This is a genomic window from Pseudomonas sp. M1, assembly GCF_022760135.1.
Lineage (GTDB): Bacteria > Pseudomonadota > Gammaproteobacteria > Pseudomonadales > Pseudomonadaceae > Pseudomonas > Pseudomonas citronellolis.
The window spans coordinates 3,993,318-4,016,058 of sequence record NZ_CP094343.1 but is presented as its reverse complement, the minus strand read 5'-3'; the positions used below and the strand labels follow the sequence as shown (position 1 = coordinate 4,016,058).

Here is a 22,741-nt window from a genome sequence, read left to right as displayed (position 1 = left end):
TTTCAGGCCGGCCCCAGCAACTGGATTTCGTAACCTTCCGTTGTAAGGCTGCGCTGAAGATCAGCCCAGCCTTCGCTGTCGGTCACACCTGGAATGCGGGTGCCGTCGCTCCGCACAATTTCATAGCGATAATTCGGTAGGGAACGGCCATTGCGCTTGAGCTGAATGCGCTCGTCGAATGGCGCTCGATCCCAAGCATTGAAAGCTTCTGAGGCGCTGCTGGGGGCGATGAACTGATGGTTCGCTGCCTTGGCGGTAAAGTTGCCGGGCATTCCCAACTCGATGTTCCCACCTTGCATCTTTAGATAGGCGCCGCCGCACAGCAGGGTGATGTGCTCTTGGGCTTTGACCAGGATGTGCTCGTTGCTGGCGCTGATCTCCACGCTTTGGTCGGCCTCCAGGCGTGCGCTGTTGTGCTGCGCCTGCAGGAGCAACTGGCCCTGGTGAGCGATGTGGCGCATGTCGCCGCTCTGGGCAAAGGTACCCAGGCCCTGGCCGGCGTTGAGCAGCATCTGCTCGCCGGCGGTCAGTTGCACCTGCTCGCGCGCGGCGGCATCGATGTGCTCGCCGGCGCCCAGGGCGATGCTGCGCGGGCTGGCCAGGGCGATGCCGGCCGGGGCGGAGAGGGCGATGACCGGTTCACTGCCATTGCCGCCGCCGTCGGCCTGGTCGTTGGCGCCATGGCCCATGGCGCGCACGGCCTCGGTCAGGTTTTCCTGGGGCTTGGCCTGGTGGGCCAGGCCCTGGTGTTCACCGGCGTAGTCGCCCAGGGTCCTGGCCAGCTCCAGCGCCGCCTCCAGGGTGCTGACCAGTTGCGCGCGGTCGAGCAGGCCGCCGTTGGCGTTGGCTTGTGCCTCGGTGCTGAGCAGCATGCCCTGCGCCGCACGCAAGGCGCCGTGCAGGTCGGTGCGCAGCTCGAAGCCTTCGCCGCGCGGCTGGCCGCCGTCGGGCCGCGGGTGGGTGAGGTAGCCCAGGTGGAGATGGCTTTGGCCATGGTCGTTCATCAGCGCGGCGCTGATTTCGCTGGTGGTGTCGTCCAGGCGCAGCTCGCTGGCGCGCTGGCCTTTGTGTTCCTTGCTCTTGAGGGTGCTGAGCACCTGGTGCTTGGGCAGTTCGTAGGGCGAGCGGTTGCCCACCCGGTAGCTGCGGCCCGTGACCACGGGTTGGTCCGGGTCGCCATCGAGGAAGTCGACGATGACCTCCTGGCCGATGCGCGGCAGGGTGATTTGCCCCCAGCCGCTGCCGGCCCAGCCGTGCAGCGGACGAATCCAGCAGGAGCTGTGTTCGTTGTGCGCGCCTTCGCGGTCCCAGGGGAACTGCACGCGCACGCGGCCGAATTCATCGACGTGGAACTCTTCGCCCTCGGGGCCGACGACGGTGGCCACCTGCGGACCCGGGATGAGCGGCCGCGGCCGCGGCACGGGCCGCCATTCGATGCGGTCGGGCACCAGCTGGGCGGTGTACTGGTAGTGGGTGCCGCTCTGCGCCCCGGCGCTCTCTTCGGCCTGGCTGGTGTGCTGGCGGCCTTCATGGCGGATGTGCACCGGGCGCCAGCCGTGGTTCCAGTCCTGGCGGGGATGGCCGATGAGGTCGAAGGCCAGGCCGGGGACCAGGCGCGGGTCGTCGCCTTCGACCGTGGCGGTTTGTGCATCGCCACGCAGGCCACGCAGGCGGTCGCGGGTGAAGGCCTCACCCGTTTCTCCCTGCTTGTAGCGGCCGGGGTAGGCGTAGTGCTCGTAGTCCCGCTCGGCCGCGGCCGGCCGTTCGACGGCTTCGGAGTGTTCCTGCTCGTAGCGCGGGTACTTGAAGGTGTAGTCGCGCTGGGTCTGGCGGGTGGTGCGCACGTGCTCGGCGTAGGTGAAGGTGCGCAGGGCCGGTTCGGGCCGGTCGCCGCCGGGGGCGGGGTTGTAGCGCACCGGGCCGCCGGCGATGGCGCCCTGGATGTAGAGGCGGTCACCGTGAATCAGGGTGCAGCCGTCGGGGCGGTGGTCGAAGCGGTGGAAGAGACCTTCCTCGGCGGCCAGGCGCAGGAGGAAGTCCAGGTCGGTGTCGCCGGCCTGGACGCAGTACTCGCGGGTGAGGTGGTCCTCGGTGAGGTTCTGTTGGTAGGGGGCGATGCCGTGCTCGGCGAGCAGCAGGTTCAGAATTTCGGGCACGGTTTTTTGCTGGAAGATGCGCCAGTCGGCGCACAGCTCGAGCCGTGCCAGGGGCGGTTCGACCAGGGCGCGGTAGCGGGTGCGGCGGAAGCCGGTGGTGCCTTGCTCGAAGCGGCTGACCTGGCCATGGACATGGCGTACCGGTTGCTCGCCGTGCCAGAGGATGAAGTGTGCCGGCGCATCCAGAATCTTGGCGAAGTCGATGGCCGGGTCGCGGCTGGCCAGCTCCAGCGCCAGTTGGTAGCTCTCGCTGAGGCCCTCGTCGAGGGTGAACTCGATGACCTCGAACTCGGTCTCGCCTACGGTGAAGGTGAAGCGCAGATTGGATTGGCTGGGCATGACATGCCTCTCGTCTGGTGAGTATCGGGCCGAGTCAGGGCTTTAGGATGTTGTCCAACGAGCGCAGGACCAATTCGGTGGTGCTACCCAGGTTGACGGCGAAGAGCGCATAGATGCCGGCCAGCACGGCGAGTGCGATGGCCCAAGGCATCCAGATGGGCCACTGATGGCTGATGCGGTAGCGCCGGGAGACTATGTTGGAATGGGCGTCAGTCAGCTTCTCTGGCGGCTCGCCGCGTAGCGGGCGGAGTACTCGGTGCAGTTTGACGATGAGGTTGTTGAGCGATTCGGCCTGGTTGTGTTGAACGCCATACTTGCCCTTGAAGCCCAGGCACAGACACAGGTACTTGAACTCAAGCACGTCACGGTAGTGTTCGGGCTCCATCTGCATGCGCGAGAGCACGGTGAAGAATTTTTCTCCGCCCCATGTCTCGTTGTGGAAGATGCTGAGCAGCGAGCGTTCGGCCCAGGGCGAGTTGGAGCCCCAAGGCGTGGCCATGACCGCATCATCGACGAAGCTGCACAGCGCATACCGGTAGGCCATATGCACCGCTCTGTCGTAGCCATGGCGCAGCACTTCCTCGTCCACGGCTTTGATCTGGTCGCGCACAATCGTGTGGAGTTCGTTGACCTGACTGTACGATTCCAGCTTGCGTAGGCGGATGACCAGGCCGAACAACGGCATGGCCGCGTCCACTAGCGGATTGATGCTGTGCCCACGAAGTTGAAAGGCCAGGTCGGCGTCGTGGTCCAACTGGGCGACGGTATCGAAGGTGATGTCGTCCTTGCGGCCCACTGCCGGGGTTGGCTGCTCCCGATGGAAATCACTCTCGTGGTTGATGTTGACGGTTGTGCTCATCGCGTTGCCTCTCTGATCGCCCAGAACTGCAGTTCAAGTCCGGGGTAGTCGCCAGTGATGTGGAAACCGAAGCCGGCGGTGTTTTTCATCATCTGCTGCCAGGTCGGATGGTTCCGATCAAGTTGGAAGTAGGTGAAGCCGGCGTGGTATGGCAGGTGGCGGGGCGCCACGGGCAGCGGGGCCAGGGGAATCCCGGGCAACTGGCGGCTGACCAATTCGCCGAGTCGCTCCATGGAAGCGACCTTGACCTGTTGCAGGAACAGCTGGCGCAAACGCTCCACCGGCATTTGGGCGGACACAGCGAGAACGAAGTCCGCCTGCTCCAGCAAGGTGCTGTCGGCCACGGATGCGGTCCGTATCCCATACTGCTGCGTGACTATGGGGAGGGATACCGCGCGTGGTTGAAGCACGTTGCTGAGGTAGCGACGCAGGGTGGCTTCCAGTGGTTGGAAACTTGTCGCCAGGTCTTCGTGACGATAGGCGGGTAGCTCCGGAGCCAGGCGTCCGTGTTCCATGAAGGTCGCCAGTTCGCTGGCAGCCATGAGGAAGGCGCGGTACAGGTCGACCGGATGAGTCATCGGTTGACGCGACTGCTGCAAGAGTTCGGCGTAAAGACGATTGAGCGACTGCAGCAGCTGGAAGTCGGTGACGTCGGCGACCCCGGCTTGCCCAGGACTACCGATCCGCTCGGCGATAGTGCGGGCCCGCTCGCGCATGAGCGAGGTGACTTCCCCGAGGAAACGACCCAATGGTGGAATCGCCTGGAGCGAGAGGCTGGTGGGGTAGAAACTGTCATCCAGCAGCAAGCTGCCATCTGCGCGACGCCCGCGAATACGGGCGAAGGGCAGGCAGGCATAGGCGCTTCGGTCCTCGCGTTCCAACGCCAGTTGAAGATTGGCGACGGCCAGATCGATGGGCCGGTAGTCGCCAATCTGGCTGTGGGTGTCGCGCAGTTCTTCGGCACGCATGATGTAGCGATGATTGGCGTACGCCTCGGGCCAACGGATTTCCAGCACGCCATCGGAGCGGTGCGGCAATGTCAGGTAGACCACCTGGTTATCGGCAGCACTGTCGCCTATCACCAACGGTTCCGGAGGCGGCTGATCGTTGGGGATGTTGAATACGGTGCCATCCGGCATCACGCCCTTGGCGTGAGTAATGGCAATCTTGCCGAAGGCGAGATATTCCTGGTTGATTTGCAGATCGGTGAAGCCATAGGGATGCGGACCGATGCTGTCGACGCGGCTGTTGATCTGGTGTTCCAGCACGCGCACGAGTTGCTGGAAGTGCTGTGGCTCGAAAAATGTGCCTTCGCTGAGAACGATGGGATTCTTACTGCTCATGGTTGCTTACTCGACTGCGATGGCTGTGCGGGGGGATAGCGCTCATCAGTAATGGAGACGCGGTTGCCCAGGAAGCTGACCAGCAGGTTGTATTTCTGCCCGCGCGGGTCGACCCGCAGCACTTGTTTCCAGGTGGCGATATTCGGATCACGGAAGTCGGCAACCACCGCAACGTAGTTGGCGTCTTCATCGATACGGCGGAAGTTGATGAACTTGAACTGCCCAGGGAGCAGGATGTAGTCGTCAACGCTCAGGTAGGTGCTACCGAGCGCTTTCTTCGTTTTGTACCAGAGCTGCTCGGGATCGGCGTTGAGGAACATGGAGTCATCCTTGAGCTGCAGTACCTTGAAGGCGATTGGTGTGGCCGTGCCGCTGGAGGCTGGTGGTGCCACCGGTGCATCCGGCAGGGTGGCTCCAGCTTGATACTGGCCGGGCGCCAAGCCACGAACCTCTCTCTGCCCCTGAACGGCAGCCACAGGCAAGGGTGTGCTGGATGCAACCGAGGTGGCCTGAGTCGGTGAGGGCGGCGTAGGCCGTGTGGATGTCAACGATGCGTCAGACGCCAACCTAAACGGCTCGGGAAGATACAGGCCGGGGAACGCAGGAAGCGGCGTGGCGGGTGGCGCTTGGAGCTTGGGCTTACCACCGGGGATGGCTACTCCGGGTGATGAGGGAGTTCCTTGCAGGTGATCGAGAAGTGCGCGCAGGCTCTCAAGCAATTCCACCCGGCTCGCGCTGTTCAAACGAATGGCGTAGGGCCCGTCCAGTTCGTCTTCCGTCAGCGCGGGTGCCGGCCACGCCTTTTCCGAGGGCGCCATGTCGGGGGTAGCACTTTCTGGGTTGGGATTGACGTCGTAACCGGCATATAGGCTCAGAGCGATCTGCGTTGGCTGGTCCGCAGCCGAGCCGATCTGAATGGACGGGTCCATCAGGATTTGCCCCGTCTTCTTGAATACATTGCCAACCGTGCTGCATCCGCCGATCAGCAAAGTAGCGAGCAGCACGCCAAGGGTACGCTTCATCACGCCTCCGCACGCAAGGCTCGGTCGTAGTGCTGCTCGAAGACTTCCCAGAACAGTTTCTCGAAGCCCCGTTGGCGATCGGATTTGAGCTCGTTGTAGTAGTGGTTGTACATCTGCCAGGCCCAGTCCCCTGCCTGTTCGGCTTTAGTCTGATCGGGGTCGTAGCGCTGGAAGCGCTGCGTCAACTGCGCGGGCGAAAAGGCTTGTAGCAGAGCTGATAGCCCGGCCTCGATGCCTTGTAGCAGGGCGTGCTGATGTCGACTTAGCTCAGCCAGGCTTTCCTCGACGGCAGCCTTGGGGGACAGATGAACGCGACTGCGCTCAGTGGAGAAAAGGGCGCGCAGGGTGTCCTCGTAGCTTTGGCCCAGGTGCAAGGGATTGTCTTCGATGGGCTGCAGGGTGCGGCTTTGCAGGCTGAGTCGCTGGTGTCCATGCGTGGTATTACGCAGGGCCAGCAGCCCTTGGATGAAGGCTCGGATTGTCTGGCCCGACTCGAGCATCAGCCGATAGCTCGCCGCGGCGTCGAGGTTGCCTACTGAGGCCCCCAAGCCTTCGAGCAGGGGCTCAGCAGGCAGTGTGCTGGTGCTGTGCAGTGGAGCCGGGGATACAGATTCGTAGGACGGAGTATCGTGTTGCGACATTCGGTCTTCTCCAGAAGATGAGCGTGAGCCGGAAATAGCTTCAAAGCGGGTGCTGGCCAGGTCCATTGGAGTCGGGGCTTCGGACAGGCCGTAGTGTTTGGGATCAAGCGAGATAGGCGGTGTCTGGGGCGCTCGTTGCGCCTGGGCCGCGTCCAAGGCCTGGAGAGGGTCGAGTGAGGTCTGTTCCAGAGGCTGCATCAGCGTTTGCAGCGCTGCCGAAGGCTCGGCTGGCTCGGGTATGCCCACGTCAAACCCACGTGGTGCGGGCAGGTTCTGCAGGTCACCAGCATCGGTATGCTCGGCGTTCAATAGCTCTTCGACGGTGTGTTCGGCGAGATGGCGTTCAGGGTCAGGCAGGTTGTGGTGTTCCTGCTCCAGGTGCACATCGATGCAAAGTGAGCTGATACGAATGCGATCGCCCTGGTTGAGCCTGACGCTGACATCTCTGCCGAGCGGTGCTTGATTGCCGTTTATGCGTGTGTCGCCATTACGCTCGACCAGGCAGAAAGCACCGTCGTCCCAGACAATCTGGCAATGCGAGGGCTTTATCCCTTGGTGGCCATCGTCCAGAGGCCAGTCGGCGTCTTGGGTACCGATGATTCCGCCAGCCTGGTTGAAATGGTGACGTGGCAGGCTACCCAGTCGCAGTGCCTGTGGGTTGGTGACGATCAGCGCCACACGGGTATAGACAATGGGCTTCATTGGCGCACCTTGACTCGAACCGTCGGTGGACGATGGTTGTCCGGTTGTTTGAGGAAACTGGTCCATCCCAAATGGCTGCCGATACCACTTGCCATGTTGAACGGTTGTACTTCGTCTATGTACAGGCCCAGCTCCAAGTCGTAGGCATGCGGGTCGCGCAGCAGGAATTCGATGAGTTTGCGCAACCGAGGAAAGTCTTCCCCGCTAGGCAGGAAATCACGGAAGCGTGCTTGGCTCAGGCCGGCGATGCAGATGGTGAATTTGCTGTGGCGGCTCCTGACCCGTCGCCCGAGCACGAAGTCCTGGGCCATGGTGCAGTTTCGCAGGCCCATGGCGTTGCGCTGGTCGTCGGGGACATCGGTGTAGCGCAACTCGAACTGGCGGATATGGACCGATTTCAGGTCGAAGCAGTGGGCGATGATGCCGGCCACCATGCTAGGAGAACGACTGCGCCCAGCGACTGCCCCGGCAAAGCTGAGCAGGCGGCTCCAGGCAATGGGCGTTTCCCCGCGTAGACGGCTATCGCTCAGGCCGATCAAAGCGAACACATAGCGGGAGAAATGGTCGTGCGCGCCCTGACGGAACCGCACGTAGTAGCGATATTTTCGCCAGGCTTGATGCAGCAGAAGCAGCAAGCGGTGGTGCAGGACGTCGAGGAAGGCTGGACGTATGCCTACGCCTTGGCCTGCCTCGTAAGCCAGGCGGTCAAGATAGTGGCCGGGCAGGGGGGAGTCTGGGCCGTGCAGGCCGAAGAAGGTGGCCTGAACCAGATAGTCGCTGGCCGACTGTGGAGGTAGCCTTTGCGCAAATGAGACGTCTGCTGCGGGGAAACCCAGGCCTGCATAGGCGGACAGACGTACCCGTTGCCTCTGCGGACGCGTTCGGTCCTGCGCTTCAAGGTCATCTTCGTGCAGTCGATGCAGGTGTTCCACCAGACTGAAGAAGTTGAAGTTGTTGGCGTCGGCCAGTACGGCGTCAGCTAAATCAGCGGCTGTTTGCCGATCTGCATTGGCCATGAGTAATGCTCGTTGTTGCTGGCATTGACAGCTTCCAGCACGTGAAAGGAGTTGATGCTGGCGTAGAGGGAGAAGAAGTGGCTCAGCACCGTACAGAACAGGTAGAGGTCGCCCTCGCAGAGAAAACCGGACTGGTCCATCTTGAGGCGCGTCCGCATTCCGCGAACAGGTAAGCCACGGACCAAGCGGTCGGCAGGGGCCGTCTGGGCTTCAAGGATTGCCTCAACGCGCTTTCGGCTGGTCCTGGCTTGGCGAATATCATGCAAGGCAGCGAAGTCATAGGCGCGGATGACGGCGCGCAGTGGCTCAATCGAAAGCAGTGAGAGATAGTTGAGCGAGAGGTTGGAGATAAGATTCCATTGCAACTCGCCGTCCAGTACCGGGCGATAGGACGGCGTAGGTACGCTAATGTTGCGGAAGCGTACGAAGTTGGGTGTGCTAATGGCACCCACGGTCCCAAAGCAGATGTCGCCGACACCGAGCGATAGGGGCAAATCGCGATTGGTACAGGTCAGCGATAGGGAAACTGTTTCGCTCTCGCCAGCGTAATCAGTCTCGTCTGCCCTGATGAAGGCGATTCGATGCTGGACACCTTCGGCGCTATGCGCAGGCTCCAGGCGGGTGCGGTAATAGAGTGCAGTGCGCCCGTGGCTATGCTCAATCTCATGCTGTAGAGACTCGAAAGGATGATAGGTGCGCAGCCAGCGTCCTCGCTTGCCATCGGCTTCGCGTTGCCAACCGCTGACCTCATCGACGCTGAATACCTCGTAGGCATCCGGGCGCAGGCCCATTGGAAGGAGGCGATGGTCGATGGTTCGCCCGTTGAGATCGATTGGCTCGGCGCCTTGCTCGAAGAGGTTTACCGCCGGGGTGCAGTAGAGCGACACATCGGTAGTGCGCAATCGAATGCCGACAGGCATAGGGCGGGTGAAGTGAAACTCCAGTCGAATCTGACTCGCCTTGTGGTTGGGCCACAGGGCACGCAACTGGTTGAGCGTGAAAAAGTGGAAGCGTTGGGGAAAGAGGAAGTACTCCTGCAGGATGCGGTAGCCGTCGAAGACGTTCTTCGGGTAGGGCAACAGCGCTTCTTCCGGGCTGAAGCCGGGGAACTCCAACGCATTCGGACGAAGAAGCCTGGTGGTGCCGTCGATCTCCACCCTGACATGTTCAAGGTAGCGGGCAAGCCATAGGTACAAGGTGCGTGCGGTCGTGTCGTCGCCGCTGAGGTGAAAGTCGAGTCGGTCACAATCCATGTCGCTGAGGACAAAATCCAGGCTCGTCGGCGCCAAGTCGATGCGCATGATCGACTTCTCCTGGGAATGGGCATCGCTGACTTCATCGATCCGTAGCGGGTAAACCTCCACCTCTTTGCAGGTGCGGAATTGGCACTGCACACCTTCCACGCGTCGAGACAGCAATGGCGTGCCTTTGGGGACCTGCTTGCACGTGGTGACTTCGTTTTCCATGGGCTCGAACCGCATCATCGTGACGCTGGGCAGCGGACGCAGGTAGTTCGGCCATAGCAGTTGCAGCAGGGAGTGGGTGAGCTCGGGAAGGTCGTCTTCGATCTTCAGGCTCATCTTGGCGGTCAGGAAAGCAACGCCTTCCAGTAGCCGCTGGACGTCCGGATCGTTTGCTTCTTCTCCGAGGAAGTGCGCCAGCTGCGGGTTCTCGTGCGCGAACTCCCTTCCTATCCGGTGCAGGAACTCCATTTCCTCGCGGAATTTTGTTCTTAGCGGCATCGCGCCCTCCTGGCGGGTGCGTCAGGTTACTTTTGCGAACTGGTCTTGACCGTGGATGAGCAGGTCGATTTCGACCTGCTCATCCACGTTGTTCACGGGAAGCACACAATGGATACGAAACTGCAGCAACGGCAGGCCTTGAGCATCCGGACGGGGTTGCACTTCGACCTGTCGCACACGTGGTTCGTAACGAGCCACGAGTTGACGAATGGCTTCACAGACATTCAGGCGGAGGTCTTCGCTACCGATGGCGGCGTCATTGAAATCCGGAAGCCCCAAGTCGGGGCAGCTAGGTGCGCTGCCCCGACGGGTGTTGAGAATCCACTCCAGATGCCGTTTGACCGCCGTAATGCGCTCCGTTGCCAGATCGCTTTGGGAACGCGACCGGTATGGCTGCACATCCGGTTCCAGCCGTTCAAACAGGCTGCCCCGGCCGGGGATACGTGGCATAGCTGCTCCCGGAGGACTACTCCTTGTCCAATCGTCCAACCAGCGACAGTTCGAAGTTGGCGCCCATGTACTTGAAGTGTGGGCGCACCGACATCGACACCTGATACCAGCCCGGATTGCCTGCCACGTCTTGCACGACCACGCGGGCTGCACGCAGCGGACGGCGGCTGCGTACGTCAGCCGAAGGGTTTTCCTGGTCGGCGATGTACTGGCGTAGCCAATTGTTCAGCTCGCGCTCCAGGTCCTGACGCTCCTTCCAACTACCAATCTGCTCGCGCTGCAGCACTTTGATGTAGTGCGCCAGGCGATTGATGATGAACATGTAGGGCAGTTGAGTGCCCAGCATGTAGTTGGTCTGGGCCGCCTCACCTTCGGGCGTCTTGGCGAACATCTTGGGCTTCTGCAGCGAGTTGGCCGAGAAGAAGGCCGCGTTGTCGCTGTCCTTGCGCATGGTCAGGGGAATGAAGCCCTCACCGGAAAGTTCGAACTCGCGACGGTCGGAGACCAGGATCTCGGTCGGGATTTTGGCCTGCAACTGGCCCAGGGACTCGTACAGGTGGACTGGTAGGTCGTTGACGGTACCACCGGACTGCGGACCGATGATGTTCGGGCACCACCGGTATTTGGCGAAGCTGTCGGTGATGCGGCCGGCGAGCAGGTACGAGGTGTTGCCCCAAAGGTAGTTCGCATGATTGCCGTCGATGCTTTCCTTGTAGCAGAAGCTGCGCACCGGGTTCTCGAGTGGGTCATAGGGGGAGCGCAGCAGGAAGCGTGGCATCGTCAGACCAAGATAGCGGGCGTCTTCTGACTCGCGCAGCCCTCGCCATTTAGCGAAGCGCGGCCCTTCGAAGATGTCCTTGATCTCTTTCAGGTTGGGCAGTTCCTGGAACGAGTCGATGTTCAGCATTTCCGGGCCGGCGGCTCCCAGGAACGGGGCGTGGGCCATGGCACCGACTGCTGCGACATAGCTGAGCAGCTTGATGTCGGGAGCCGAGGGGCCGAAGGTGTAGTTGCTGACCATGCACCCGATGGGCTTACCGCCGAACTGCCCGTAGCCTGCGGTGTAGACGTGCTTGTAGAGACCGCTGCGGGTGATATCTCCTGCGCTCTCGAAGTCCTCCAGCATTTCTGCTTTGGTGACATGGAGCACTTCAATTTCAATGTTTTCGCGGAAGTCGGTGTTATCGACCAGATGTTTGAGCCCACGCCAGGCGGACTCCAGATTCTGAAGTTCCGGTTGATGGAGGATGGCATCCATCTGTTTGCTGAGTTTGCGATCTAGTTCGGCAATCATGCCGTCCACGAGCAGCTTGTTGATGGGCTGCTCGCGATCGTTGCTCTTCAGCATCTCGGTGATGAAGGTGGCTACACCACGTTCGGCGATGGCATAGCCTTCCTGATTTGGTTCAAGTCGGGTTTGCGCCATGATGTTGGCGAGTAGACTGTCGGGTTGATGCGTAACGGCAGTACTTTCTGCGGATTGCGCTTTCATGCTGTTAAATTCCTTCTAACCAAGGCGGGGAGGGGATGGAAGAGCAGGAGCTTTCAGGATTCGGACGCTCCGAGAAGTACTTCCAACTCCTCGCTCAACTTGCTTCGTGCAGCCTCATCGCCAAGAAGTGTTTGCAGTTGCTTACGGAAAGCTGGGATGTTGCCCATCGGTCCCTTCAGGGCGACCAGGGCCTCGCGCAGCTCTAGCAACTTATTCAACTCCGGAACCTGTCGGGCGATGGCATCGGGGCTGAAGTCCTTGATGTTCGAGAACATAAGATCGACCTTGAGCGTGTCGCCTTCGCTTCCCTCAAGCACCGATGGCACGTCCATGGTCAGGGCAAGCCCGGCCTTCTCCATTACGTCGTTGAAGTTGTCCTTGTCTATGCGCACGGCTGCGCGGTCTTCCAAGGGAGTTGCTTCTTCGTGCCCCTTGAAGTCGCCGGTAACCATTAACTTCAGGGGAAGTTCGATCTCCTCCTGTTGTCCGCCAGTCGCTGGAACGTACTTGATGTTGATGCGTTCTTTCGGTGCGACAGATCCTTCCTTTTGCGCCATGACTTACTCCTTAGCGTTGTGTTGTTGCTGGAAAAGTTGTTATGGGCTGACCTTGTGATGTGACTACAAGCAGTTTGAGGCTGATGGGAACTATAAATATCAAGCCATGTCATGCATGTTTGCGCCACACAGTGGCTTGGGGTTTTCGTGTGGGATCTTTCCGATTGCATTGATGAATTTACATCACGAACCTGGAGGATTCATACAGAGAAAGATGCGTCGGCTTATTTTTCGGAGTTTTCTTACCTGCGTAAGGGGTGTTGTTGTTTCAGGGAATACGGATAGAGTTGCCTCGTTTGGGTTTATTGTTGTTCGCTGTCGAACAGGAGCGCAATGTGAATTACATGGAAGTCACAATTCTCAGAGGAACTAGGTGTCATGGTCGTGGTTGATATATCTGCACTAATTGAGCGTTTGAATCCGTTCTGTCGGCAGGCGCTGGAAGAGGCGGGCGCTCTGTGCATGAGTCAGCGGGGTGATGAAGTTACGGTCGCGCATTGGCTCGTGAAGTTGCTTGAGCAACCTCAGTGTGATGTGCGCATTACTCTGTCGAATGCTGGGTTGGTCATTGAGGATGTACGACGAGCGCTGATGCCGGTGCTGCCCACTCATGACGGTGGAAACGCCAGCTATCCCTCCTTCTCCCCGCTGCTGATCGAGTTGCTTCAGGAAGCGTGGCTCTTGAGTTCAGTAGAGCTGGCGCAGGCAAACATTCGCAGTGGGGCTGTGCTGCTGGCGGCTTTGCTCAAGCCGGCGCGTTATCTGCCGCTCGCCGTTATTCAGCTACTGGATGGCATCAACCGAGAAGCATTGCGCAAGCGATTCGGCGAGCTGTTGGCGACCTCAGCGGAGACACCAGGGACCGAAACGGGGGAGGGGCGGCAGGCCAGTGCTCCTGTGTCGGAGTCCGCGCTGCAAAAGTATGGTCACGACTTCACTGCCCAGGCCCGTGAGGGCCGGATCGATCCAGTGCTATGCCGGGATTCGGAGATCGACCTGATGATCGATATCCTGTCTCGTCGACGAAAGAACAACCCCATCGTGGTGGGGGACGCCGGCGTAGGCAAGAGCGCGATGGTCGAAGGACTGGCGTTGCGCATCGTCCAGGGTCAGGTGCCTCAACCACTGCGTACCATCCAACTGTGGGGGTTGGACATGGGGGCGCTGCAGGCAGGCGCCTCTGTCAAAGGTGAATTTGAGAAGCGGCTGAAGGCAGTGATCGACGAGGTGAAGGCCTCGCCGGAGCCCATCATCTTGTTCATCGATGAAGCCCATACGCTGATCGGTGCCGGCAATGCTGCTGGTGGCAGCGATGCAGCCAATCTGCTCAAGCCGGCTCTGGCACGCGGCGAACTGCGGACCATCGCTGCCACTACCTGGTCCGAATACAAGAAGTACTTCGAAAAGGACCCGGCCCTGACGCGCCGCTTCCAACTGGTCAAGCTTGAAGAGCCTACGGCCGAACAGACGGTGCATATCCTGCGCGGCCTACGGCCTGTCTACGAAAAGGCGCATCAGGTCTACATCGGTGAAGATGCTTTGCAGGCCGCAGCTGCTTTGTCGGCACGCTACCTATCTGGGCGACAGTTGCCGGATAAGGCTATCGATGTGCTGGACACTGCGTGCGCTCGGGTTGCGACCGCTCTGGCAGAGCCGCCACGTCGCTTGTCCACCCTGGAGAACCGACGGAGGCAGATTGACGCTGAGGCCGAGCACCTGGCTCGGGACGCACGGGCTGGGCGCAAGGTCGATCCAAAGCGCCTGGAGAGCCTTGAGACGGACAAGCAGCAGGTGGAAGGCGAGATAGTCTCGCTGGGTGAGGCCTGGGAGCAGCAGAAGGCATTGATTGACGAGATCATTGCATTGCGTGGCGAACAGGGCGAGCACGGTGCAAGGATTGCGGAGAAGGTCGCGCAGCTGACGGAATTGCAGCGAGAGGATGCGCTGTTGCACGCGGATGTCGGGGCCGAACAAATCGCTCAGATCATCGCTGACTGGACGGGGATTCCGGCCACCACTATCAGCAGCGACCAGATGACTCGTCTGGAAAACCTACCCAGTACCTTGCGAGAACGGGTCAAGGGACAGGACGTGGCGCTTGAGCAGGTGCATCGGCACTTGCTGACCGCGATGGCGGATTTGCGGCGGCCGGGCACACCACTGGGAGCGTTCCTGTTGGTGGGACCCAGCGGCGTTGGCAAGACTGAAACGGCGTTGGCGGTAGCAGATGCCCTATTTGGCGGCGAGCAGTTCCTGACCACCATCAACATGTCCGAGTACCAGGAACGGCACACCGTTTCGCGACTGTTGGGCGCGCCGCCAGGCTACGTTGGCTATGGCGAGGGTGGGGTGCTGACCGAAGCGATTCGCAAGCAGCCCTACTCGGTCGTGTTGCTGGATGAGGTGGAGAAGGCGCACCCCGAGGTGCTCAACATCTTCTATCAAGCCTTTGACAAGGGCGAACTGGCAGATGGCGAGGGGCGCCGCATCGATTGCCGAAACATCCTGTTTTTCCTCACCTCCAACCTGGGGTTCGACCAAGGGGACGATGACCTGTCGGACTTGGATGCCGAGACCCTGCGCGAACGCTTGATGACCTTCTTCAAGCCTGCGTTGTTGGCGCGGATGCAATTGGTTCCCTATCGCTATCTGGACGAAGCGGTGCTGGCCGAGATTGTCGATAGCCGTTTGCAGCGCCTGCAGCGGCAATTCTCCCGGCGTTACGATGCGGCCCTGACCATTGGTGATTGTGCCCGCGACGAGTTGCGAGCGCGCTGCACGCGCCACCTCAACGGCGCCCGTATGTTGGATGCCTGCCTGGATGGGGAACTGTTGCCGCCGCTGTCGTTGGCGGTACTGCAACGTCTCGCGTCCGGCGACGCATTCGACCATGCCCGGTTGGTGTGGGAGGGCGGCCGTTTTGCCGCCAGTCTCGAATGAGTCGCGAGGAACACGCGGAATCCATCGAACTGGCCTGCCTGATTCGAGATATGTGCGTGGCCAAGTCCCCGGTGGAACTGGCCGCGGTGTTCTTGCGTGGCGCGGTGGGGGCTTACGGTCTGAGTGTGGGACTGTGCTACTGGCGTGACGCCGGGGGGCAAGTGCTGCTGCCGTTGGCTGACACGTTGCACAACGCCCAGACCATCCCGGATATGGCGATGGACGAGGTGGACAATCCGTTGGTCTACAGCGTGTTGGCTACCCAGCCTTGCTGGATAGAGCGTGTGGATGCTCTGGTGGATGTTGGGGAGAGCTTCGAGCGCCTACGAGCCTGCTTGCCGGTGTGTGAGGCAATACACATCAACCCCCTGCGCGATGTCCGCCAGAGGCCCGGTGGTGTTCTTGTCGTGGCAGGGAGCCGTGAGGCCCTGAAAGCATGGCAGGCATCAAAGACCTGGCAGTACCTGCTGCAAGCCTATGAACAGTTATTGGCGCGACTGCAGGAGAAGAGTGACGCGACGGCAGGAAAGCATGTAGAGCCATCGCGTGAAACCGAGCGGGGGCGGGTGCGTGCTGCACGCTTGTTGGCTGCTGATTTCATCGGTGTGAGCGCGATTGCCAAGACCCTGCGCAACGACCTGCTGCGCTTGGCAGACTCGTCGTTGTCGCTGTTGGTTACCGGAGAGACTGGGGTTGGCAAGGATCACGCGGCTTGGCTGATCCACCAGGCCTCCTCGCGCGAAGGCAAGTTCGTCCCCGTCAACTGTGCGGCGATTCCCAAGGATCTGATCGAATCCGAACTGTTCGGTGTCGTGCGTGGAGCGTACACCGGAGCCACCCAGGCTCGCGATGGGCTGGTCGCAGCAGCCCATGGCGGTACGTTGTTTCTCGATGAGATCGGCGATATGCCAATGGCATTGCAGGGCACCTTGTTGCGTCTGCTCAACGAGAAGAGGTTCAGGCCGCTGGGGGCAACCCGTGAGCAGAGTTCAGATTTCCGCCTGATCTGTGCGACCCATCGGCCACTGCAGGAGCTGGTGCATAGCGGGCAGTTCCGCGAGGACTTGTATTTCCGAATTCGCCAGCAACTGCTGCACCTGCCGCCCCTACGTGAGCGCAAGGAAGACATTCCCGCGTTGGTGGCGCACATCCTCATGAAGTTCAACCGTGAGCAACAGAGCAACATCATGGGCCTGTCCGAGCGGGCCTTGAAGCAACTGCAAGGACACTCCTTTCCGGGCAACGTGCGTGAACTGCGCAGCCTGATACTGGTGGCCGCCGAACGTACCGCTTCCGGTGCGTGGATCAGTTCCCGAACGCTGGCAGAGCTGCAACAGCCGTCGGGTGAGCAGGTATCTGCCGAAGAGGAGCAGGGGCTGTTGAGCGAGCTTTGGCGGACAGACAACTTGCCTGAAGCCGTGGCCATGTTCGAGCGACACCTTCTAAGCGAACGGCTCCGCCAGGTCCAAGGCTCCCGCCGCCTGGCTGCCGAAAGCCTGGGCATTCCCAAGCGCACGCTGGCGCACAAATGCCACGTCCATCGAATTGATATGGAGGACTCGACGACATGAGATCCAAGGGTCTGATTGTGTTCTTTGCCCTGGCGGTGGTGGGGTGTGACTCGGGCCTGCCGGTAGCGGCGGCAGGAGCATCGCAGGATTGCGTCCGCATTGTCTCGGCGATGGAGCGGCTCGCCTGCTTCGACGCACAAGCCGGTACGCCTCCCATCCTGCACGAGCCCCAGGCGGAAGAGAACGTCGTCGCTACTGCGCCAGAGCCTGCTCCAGAGCCGGAGATCATCGCGCTGATGCGTCGCGCCGAGGCCGGTCGCATTCAGGGCCAGGGTGGATTCCGTCTTCTGCAGGAGGCGGATGCGATGCCAGGACAGACTCGCGTTGTGGTATCAGCGCCTGCGCTGGGAGCTGTAACGTCGCAGGCCCATCTGGTCATCAGCTGCTTGTCGAACATTTCCCGGCTGCAATTGGTTGCTGATAGCCCGATAGCGGCTGATCGCATGAACATCCGTCTGCTGTTGGATGGCCGGCCGTTGGGAGATGCGCGCCCCTGGCAGGTGCTGGACGATGGCCAGGTAGTGGACGCCGGACGTGGCCTGGTCGCCATCGACCAGTTGCGTCAATTGGCGCAAGCGGGCAGCCAGTTGCGGATAGAGAGCGACTCCGCGCAGGTGGATGGCCTGAAGTTCGAGGCTTCCGACCTGCACCGACTGATTACTCAGCAACGCAAGGCATGTCACTGGTGAGTGCTCAAACCTTGGATCTCGAGGTCCTTCTTGCGCCCGTGGACACCCAGCAGCCAGCAGGTGTCTTCGATGAGGAGAACGAGACGTTTCAAGCCATCGACCACGAGATGGTCAAGTTGGGCGGGCTGCACGAAGCGGCGATGGACTGGGGTTACATCGAGGAAGCCTCAAGTCAGTATCTCGTCAAGCAGTGCAAGCACTTCCGCATTGCCGGGCATCTCATCGCCGCGCGGTTGCGAGACTGCAGCTGGGGTAGCTGGGCGGATGCTGCTGCTCTGCTGGCTGGAATGGTCGAGCACTACTGGGAGGCGAGCTATCCCAAACCGGGCCCGAAGGGCTATCCCGCCAAGCGCCGGCAAGTCGCTCTGTTGGTGGAGCGATTGTCCGAAGCCTTGCCTGCACTTGGCCCCGACGACTTGGCCAAGTCCCATCAGGAACGGGCGCACCATGCCATCGACAGGTTGCAGGGATGTGCCGCGGCCGCCGAACTCGATGTGCCGATGCTGACGCGGTTGGAGGCCCAGTTCCAGCGCAGGGTGGAGGACACGCGCTTTCCGTCCGCCACACCGGCCAAGGCATCTCGCCAGCCTGCAGGTGGGCCAGCGATAAGCGAAGCGTACTTCAGCGGTGAGTCGAGCCTGAAGCTGGGCGATGAGCGAGAAACCAAGCGCTCGCTGTTGGCCGTAGCTGAACTCATCAACCAACAGAATGCTTACGACCCGACAGGGTACCTGCTGCGTCGGTTTGCCCTGTGGGCGCACCTGAATGCCGCCCCGGCAACACGGCGTGAACAGCGCACGGAGTTGATGGGAGTGCCGGCCGATGTCGCAGAGAGCTATCAGGAAGCCTTGGTTGCGAACAACGTGAGCCCCGTGCTGCTACAGCGCGTGGAAAAAAGCGTGACCAGTTCGCCGTACTGGATACGTGGCAGTTTCATTGCCGCAAGCATTGCCCAGCGCCTGGAAATGGCGGAGGTCGCTGCGGCCATTCGATTGGCGGCTGAGCGCTTTATCGCTCGTATCCCGGGCCTACGTAGCCTGCAGTTCATGGACGGTCGGCCCTTTGTCGATGAGGAGACCCTGGCCTGGCTCAGCGGTGTAGACGAACCGCAAAGCCCAGCGGTCGAGAGCCGGGAATACGACTCCCTGCGCACCGAGTTGGCGGCGCACCTGGACAGCGGTGGAGTAGAACGGCTGCTACAGCAGCTGGAATCCCTGCAGGGCGCAGCCAGTGATCTACGTGATCAGTGCCACGTCATGACCATTGCTGCCGATCTGCTTGGCGCTCGAGGTTTCCCCTGGCTCGCCGGCGGGTTGTACCAGACCGCTTTCAATCTCATGAGCGACTCCACCATCGAGCGATGGGAGCCGGCACTTTTCAATCACCTCGCCAAGCGCAAGGACGGCAACACCGTGCCTGGTGAGCAGGGACAACAGGTTTAAGCAAGGAATCTCACTATGTGGAAGATTTGGTCTTTCGTGAAGCGCTTTGGTCAGCCCCTGCTGCGGTGGGCCAAGCAAGGAACCCCCTTGCTGTTGGTCCTTGCCCTGGCGTTCTTGTTGGTTGCCATCTGGTGGGTGGGCCCGCAATGGATCTGGCGCGATTACCAGCCCTTGGGCAGCCTGACGGCGCGCGTGTTGGCAACCGTGATCCTGCTCATGATCCCCATACTGGTCTGGGCGCTGCGACTGCGTAGCCGCAATCGTCGACTGGAGAGCGAGCGACAGCAGGATGTCGAGCGGCAGCAAGATCCCTGCCTACGCTTCGTGCAAGCCCAGGAGCGGGCTCTCGACCGTAGCCTGGCGGTGTTGCGCAGCAACCTCGACGGTCGCAACGCCCTGTACCAACTGCCCTGGTATCTGGTGTTGGGACAGGAAAATACGGGCAAGACCAGTTTCATCAATCGCAGCAACCAGAGCTTCTCCCTGACCGGCGAGATCAAGGCCGGCAGCGGTCATGCGCTGGACGATCCCGATTTGGCCTATACCGTCGATTGGTGGATGGGCAACGAGGCGGTGTTGATTGACCCGCCTGGTGAGTTCGTCAGCCAGCCCAAGGAAGCGCCCACTGAAGCAGAGGTCGAACAGGCGCCGGCTGAGCATCAAGCGCAGGCACAAGCGGCATCGGAAAGGCCCCAGGGCGCCATGCCGATGGGAACCCATGCCCGGCTATGGACGCATCTCATCGATTGGCTGGCACGTAACCGCAGCCGCCGTCCGCTCAACGGTGTGGTGTTGATGGTTGATCTGGTGACATTGCTGGGGCAGCCCGCCAGTGACCGCAAAGCGTTGGCCGTTCTGCTGCGCTCGCGCTTGGCCGAGCTCAGCCGCCAACTGGGCACACGCCCACCGCTGTACGTGGTGTTGAGCAAATTCGACTTGCTTGAGGGGTTCGAGACGTTCTTCGCCCGGCTGCCAAAATCAGTCAAGGAGGACATTTTCGGTTTCACCTTCACCCTGGACTCGGTGCAGGACTACGATGCCTGGTTGAAGGAACTGGGCGAGCGCTACGACGAGCTGGTCAGTCGCCTCAACGAGCGGACCTTCGATGCGCTCAGCACCGCCTTGTCGCTGGAGGAGCGTGAAGCGCTGTTTTCCTTGGTCCGACAGTTGGCCGGCATGCGCCAACTGCTGCTCAGTTTCATGGCTGATGTCCTGGGCTGCGATCGATACATTACGCCAGCGTTGCCACGAGGACTCTACTTCTCGTCCGTATACCAGCAAGGCCTGATCAGCAATGCTTTTGTCAGCAACGCCTCGCAGACCTATCGCATTGCGCCCTCTGTCGCCGATGCGCTGCCCAGCGGGCAATCGGTGGTGTACTTTGCGCAGCAACTGTTCCAGCGCGTCATCTACCCCGAAGCGGGCCTGGCCAGCGATAATCTCAAGGTGCTGGCGAGCAAGAAACGGGCGTTGGCGCTGAGCGCGGGCGTGGCCACGCTTGGGGGCCTGATGGTTGTGGCTGGGTGGTATCACTACTACACGGTGAATCGCGACAAAGCGATGACCGTGTTGGAGCGCAGCCGCGGGTTCAATACGCACGCCATCGACGGGCGTGCCGATCCTACTGGGCGTAATCTGCTGGCGCCGCTCGATCAGATTCGTAGCGCGGTTGCGGTGTTTGGCAACTACCGAGATGCATGGCCGGCAGTGTCGGACATGGGGCTCTATCCAGGGCGGCAGATAGGTCCCAAGGTCGATGAGGCTTACTTGACGCTGCTGTCCCAGCGCTTCCTCCCGCAACTGGCGGGAGGCGTCATGGCCACCATGGAGGCACCGCAAGTCGACAGCGATGAGCAACTGGCTGCCCTACGGGTCTATCGCATGATCGAGGAGCGGCCGAACCGTCGTTCACCCATCGTCCAAGAGTGGATGGCCAAGCGGTGGCAGGCTGCTTTCCCCGGCGAGAACAATGTGCAGTTGGCCCTGAGGCGCCATCTGGACTACGCCATGGAGTATGCCGATACCGAACTGCCCCAGTACCGCGGGCGAGTGGCGGACATACAGCGTGAGCTACGGCTGATCCCCATGCCTCAGCGCGTCTACACGACCATGCGTCGCGAGGCCGGCCAGGCCTTACGTACTCCCCTGGAGCTGCGTAGTGAAATCGGCCCGGCCTTCGACATTGTTTACCAACCACCGGGAATGGTCGAGCAAGGCGCCATACCAGAGGCCAATGGCAAGATCGATGCGTTGCTGACCGCCAAGGGCTATCGCGGCTATTTCGAGCCGAACAGCAAGGACCTGGCGGATCTGGCGATCATCGACCAATGGGCGTTGGGCGAGCGGAGCAGCATCGACTATTCCCAGGAGGACAAGGATGCGTTGACCGAGCGCATTCGGGCCATCTATACCCGCGACTACATCGATACCTGGCAACGCAACCTCAACCATCTGGAGGTGCGCGATTTTGAAGACATTACCCAGGCGGTCAACGTACTGGGTAGCGTGACCAGCCCGGCTGCGCCGTTACGCCGCCTGGTGGAAACCGTCCGCGAAAACACCGAGCTGGGCGTGGTGGCCAATACCGGCAAGAACAACGAAGCCGCCTCGGGTAAGTCGTCGGATAAGGCCGACGACAAAGTCATCGCCAGCGTCGAGGCCGATCCGGTCGGGCAGCAGGTTGGCAGCATCGTGCGTGCGTTCGCGCCACTCACCGATCTGCTGGTGGCCAAGGGTGACAAGGCGCCCTACCTGGACGAAACCATGCTGGCTATTGGGAGTGTGCAGGACCAGGTTAAAGGCGTGCACGATAGCCCCAACCGCGGCAAGGCCGCGCTGGGCGTCGTTCTGGACCGCTTCGCCCTGAAAGGCCCCGACCCCATCGGCAACCTGCAGCGCATTGCCTCGGGCTTGCCACAACCCCTGAACCAGCAGGTCAAGAAGCTGGCCGACGAGTCCTCCCAGGTGCTGCTGATTGAAGCACTGGCTGAACTGGAGCGGCGCTGGGATGCGGATGTCTACCGTTTCTACAACGAGCGCCTGGTCGGTCGCTATCCGTTCAACCCCAGTAGTCGACAAGAAGTCTCGCTGGATGACTTTGCTGCCTTCTTCGGCCCGCAGGGCAAGCTGCAGCAATTCAAGGACCAGTATCTGAAGGTCTTCTTGGAAGACAATCTGGAGGCGCTGTACTCGGAGCGGCGGGGTGGTTACCTGTTGCGTACCGACGTGATGGCGCAACTGCAGGCCGCCGACCGTATTCGTGATGCCTTCTTCAACAGCCGCGGCAATCTTGGTCTGCAGTTCGCAGTGGAGCCCGTTGGGTTGACGCCCACGCGCCGCAGCAGCGTACTGAACATTGACGGCCAACTGATCAGCTACAGTCATGGCGCTAGCATCAGCACGCCACTGATCTGGCCCAACACACTCAGTGGTGCGACGGGTAGCGGGGAAAGCCGGATCACCTTGGTCAACAGCGGCGGCAACAGCAGCGGGCTGGTCTACCGCGGGCCCTGGTCAATGTTCCGGTTGCTCAGCCAGGCCCGCCTGAATGGCGCTACCGACACGGAGGTTGATCTGAGCTTCACCGCCAGCGATGGCGGGATGCGTTACCGGATTACCGCCGACAAGCGCGAGAACCCCTTCACCCAGCAGCTGTTCCGTGGCTTTGCCCTGCCGCGTACGTTGTTGATGGATGGTGCGCGCAAGGCTGTGCAGAACACTCCCCCATCCACTCATGCTGAAGAACTGGCAGGCCGCTGATTCGATAGCGCGCCAAGGAGG

The 22,741-nt window shown here is 61.1% G+C and carries 15 protein-coding genes; 5 read left to right on the top strand and 10 right to left on the bottom strand.

Annotated elements, in window-relative coordinates:
* Positions 1–2: 2 nt before the first annotated feature.
* The 10 genes from PM1_RS17745 to tssB are packed head-to-tail and all read right to left on the bottom strand — an operon-like array spanning position 3 to position 12,319.
* Complete coding sequence (locus tag PM1_RS17745; protein WP_009619690.1) at positions 3–2,495, bottom strand: type VI secretion system Vgr family protein; 2,493 nt, start codon at positions 2,493–2,495, stop codon at positions 3–5.
* Between the two features lie 34 nt (positions 2,496–2,529).
* Positions 2,530–3,354 carry a type IVB secretion system protein IcmH/DotU gene (gene icmH, locus PM1_RS17740; protein WP_009619691.1) on the bottom strand — a complete coding sequence of 275 codons (825 nt, stop codon included), beginning with the start codon at positions 3,352–3,354 and terminating at the stop codon, positions 2,530–2,532.
* Positions 3,351–4,697, bottom strand: coding sequence for a type VI secretion system baseplate subunit TssK (tssK, locus tag PM1_RS17735; protein WP_009619693.1), 1,347 nt, complete (start codon positions 4,695–4,697; stop codon positions 3,351–3,353). Before tssK ends, icmH begins: the two co-directional genes overlap by 4 nt.
* Positions 4,694–5,719 carry a type VI secretion system lipoprotein TssJ gene (tssJ, locus tag PM1_RS17730; RefSeq protein WP_024128354.1) on the bottom strand — a complete coding sequence of 342 codons (1,026 nt, stop codon included), beginning with the start codon at positions 5,717–5,719 and terminating at the stop codon, positions 4,694–4,696. The genes tssK and tssJ overlap by 4 nt, the downstream gene beginning before the upstream one ends.
* The gene (gene tagH / locus PM1_RS17725; protein WP_024128355.1) at positions 5,719–7,062 is read right to left on the bottom strand and encodes a type VI secretion system-associated FHA domain protein TagH; all 1,344 of its coding nucleotides are present in this window, start codon (positions 7,060–7,062) and stop codon (positions 5,719–5,721) included. The genes tssJ and tagH overlap by 1 nt, the downstream gene beginning before the upstream one ends.
* Positions 7,059–8,078, bottom strand: coding sequence for a type VI secretion system baseplate subunit TssG (gene tssG, locus PM1_RS17720; protein WP_009619699.1), 1,020 nt, complete (start codon positions 8,076–8,078; stop codon positions 7,059–7,061). The genes tagH and tssG overlap by 4 nt, the downstream gene beginning before the upstream one ends.
* Positions 8,042–9,820: a type VI secretion system baseplate subunit TssF gene (tssF, locus tag PM1_RS17715; protein ID WP_009619701.1), complete on the bottom strand. Its 1,779-nt coding sequence runs from the start codon at positions 9,818–9,820 to the stop codon at positions 8,042–8,044. Before tssF ends, tssG begins: the two co-directional genes overlap by 37 nt.
* 21 nt (positions 9,821–9,841) lie before the next feature.
* On the bottom strand, positions 9,842–10,270 hold the full coding sequence (gene tssE / locus PM1_RS17710) for a type VI secretion system baseplate subunit TssE (protein WP_009619702.1): 429 nt from the start codon (positions 10,268–10,270) through the stop codon (positions 9,842–9,844).
* Positions 10,271–10,286: 16 nt separating this feature from the next.
* Positions 10,287–11,762 (bottom strand): type VI secretion system contractile sheath large subunit, encoded by a 1,476-nt coding sequence (gene tssC, locus PM1_RS17705; RefSeq protein ID WP_009619703.1) that lies wholly within the window; start codon positions 11,760–11,762, stop codon positions 10,287–10,289.
* Positions 11,763–11,815: 53 nt separating this feature from the next.
* Positions 11,816–12,319 carry a type VI secretion system contractile sheath small subunit gene (gene tssB, locus PM1_RS17700; RefSeq protein ID WP_009619704.1) on the bottom strand — a complete coding sequence of 168 codons (504 nt, stop codon included), beginning with the start codon at positions 12,317–12,319 and terminating at the stop codon, positions 11,816–11,818.
* 378 nt (positions 12,320–12,697) lie between these two features.
* Between tssB and tssH the strand changes: the two genes are divergently transcribed.
* From tssH to tssM, 5 genes are read left to right on the top strand one after another with little or no spacing between them, the layout of a single operon-like run.
* Positions 12,698–15,259 carry a type VI secretion system ATPase TssH gene (gene tssH, locus PM1_RS17695; RefSeq protein WP_024128356.1) on the top strand — a complete coding sequence of 854 codons (2,562 nt, stop codon included), beginning with the start codon at positions 12,698–12,700 and terminating at the stop codon, positions 15,257–15,259.
* The gene (locus PM1_RS17690) at positions 15,256–16,830 is read left to right on the top strand and encodes a sigma-54 interaction domain-containing protein (protein ID WP_009619706.1); all 1,575 of its coding nucleotides are present in this window, start codon (positions 15,256–15,258) and stop codon (positions 16,828–16,830) included. Before tssH ends, PM1_RS17690 begins: the two co-directional genes overlap by 4 nt.
* Entirely contained in the window at positions 16,827–17,519 is a 693-nt protein-coding gene (vasI, locus tag PM1_RS17685) for a type VI secretion system-associated protein VasI (RefSeq protein WP_009619707.1), read from the top strand. The genes PM1_RS17690 and vasI overlap by 4 nt, the downstream gene beginning before the upstream one ends.
* A complete protein-coding gene (gene tssA, locus PM1_RS17680; RefSeq protein ID WP_009619709.1) occupies positions 17,507–18,961 on the top strand; it encodes a type VI secretion system protein TssA in 1,455 nt (484 codons plus the stop codon). The genes vasI and tssA overlap by 13 nt, the downstream gene beginning before the upstream one ends.
* Before the next feature lie 15 nt (positions 18,962–18,976).
* Positions 18,977–22,720 carry a type VI secretion system membrane subunit TssM gene (gene tssM / locus PM1_RS17675; protein WP_009619712.1) on the top strand — a complete coding sequence of 1,248 codons (3,744 nt, stop codon included), beginning with the start codon at positions 18,977–18,979 and terminating at the stop codon, positions 22,718–22,720.
* Positions 22,721–22,741: the final 21 nt, after the last annotated feature.

Excerpts from the sequence above, each read along its gene's own strand:
- tssM (WP_009619712.1), top strand. The coding sequence starts at position 18,977 with ATGTGGAAGATTTGGTCTTTCGTGAAGCGCTTTGGTCAGCCCCTGCTG.
- tssH (WP_024128356.1), top strand. The coding sequence starts at position 12,698 with ATGGTCGTGGTTGATATATCTGCACTAATTGAGCGTTTGAATCCGTTC.
- tssB (WP_009619704.1), bottom strand. The coding sequence starts at position 12,319 with ATGGCGCAAAAGGAAGGATCTGTCGCACCGAAAGAACGCATCAACATC.
- tssJ (WP_024128354.1), bottom strand. The coding sequence starts at position 5,719 with ATGAAGCGTACCCTTGGCGTGCTGCTCGCTACTTTGCTGATCGGCGGA.
- icmH (WP_009619691.1), bottom strand. The coding sequence starts at position 3,354 with ATGAGCACAACCGTCAACATCAACCACGAGAGTGATTTCCATCGGGAG.
- PM1_RS17690 (WP_009619706.1), top strand. The coding sequence starts at position 15,256 with ATGAGTCGCGAGGAACACGCGGAATCCATCGAACTGGCCTGCCTGATT.
- tssE (WP_009619702.1), bottom strand. The coding sequence starts at position 10,270 with ATGCCACGTATCCCCGGCCGGGGCAGCCTGTTTGAACGGCTGGAACCG.
- vasI (WP_009619707.1), top strand. The coding sequence starts at position 16,827 with ATGAGATCCAAGGGTCTGATTGTGTTCTTTGCCCTGGCGGTGGTGGGG.
- tssF (WP_009619701.1), bottom strand. The coding sequence starts at position 9,820 with ATGCCGCTAAGAACAAAATTCCGCGAGGAAATGGAGTTCCTGCACCGG.
- tssG (WP_009619699.1), bottom strand. The coding sequence starts at position 8,078 with ATGGCCAATGCAGATCGGCAAACAGCCGCTGATTTAGCTGACGCCGTA.
- PM1_RS17745 (WP_009619690.1), bottom strand. The coding sequence starts at position 2,495 with ATGCCCAGCCAATCCAATCTGCGCTTCACCTTCACCGTAGGCGAGACC.
- tssK (WP_009619693.1), bottom strand. The coding sequence starts at position 4,697 with ATGAGCAGTAAGAATCCCATCGTTCTCAGCGAAGGCACATTTTTCGAG.
- tssA (WP_009619709.1), top strand. The coding sequence starts at position 17,507 with ATGTCACTGGTGAGTGCTCAAACCTTGGATCTCGAGGTCCTTCTTGCG.
- tssC (WP_009619703.1), bottom strand. The coding sequence starts at position 11,762 with ATGAAAGCGCAATCCGCAGAAAGTACTGCCGTTACGCATCAACCCGAC.
- tagH (WP_024128355.1), bottom strand. The coding sequence starts at position 7,062 with ATGAAGCCCATTGTCTATACCCGTGTGGCGCTGATCGTCACCAACCCA.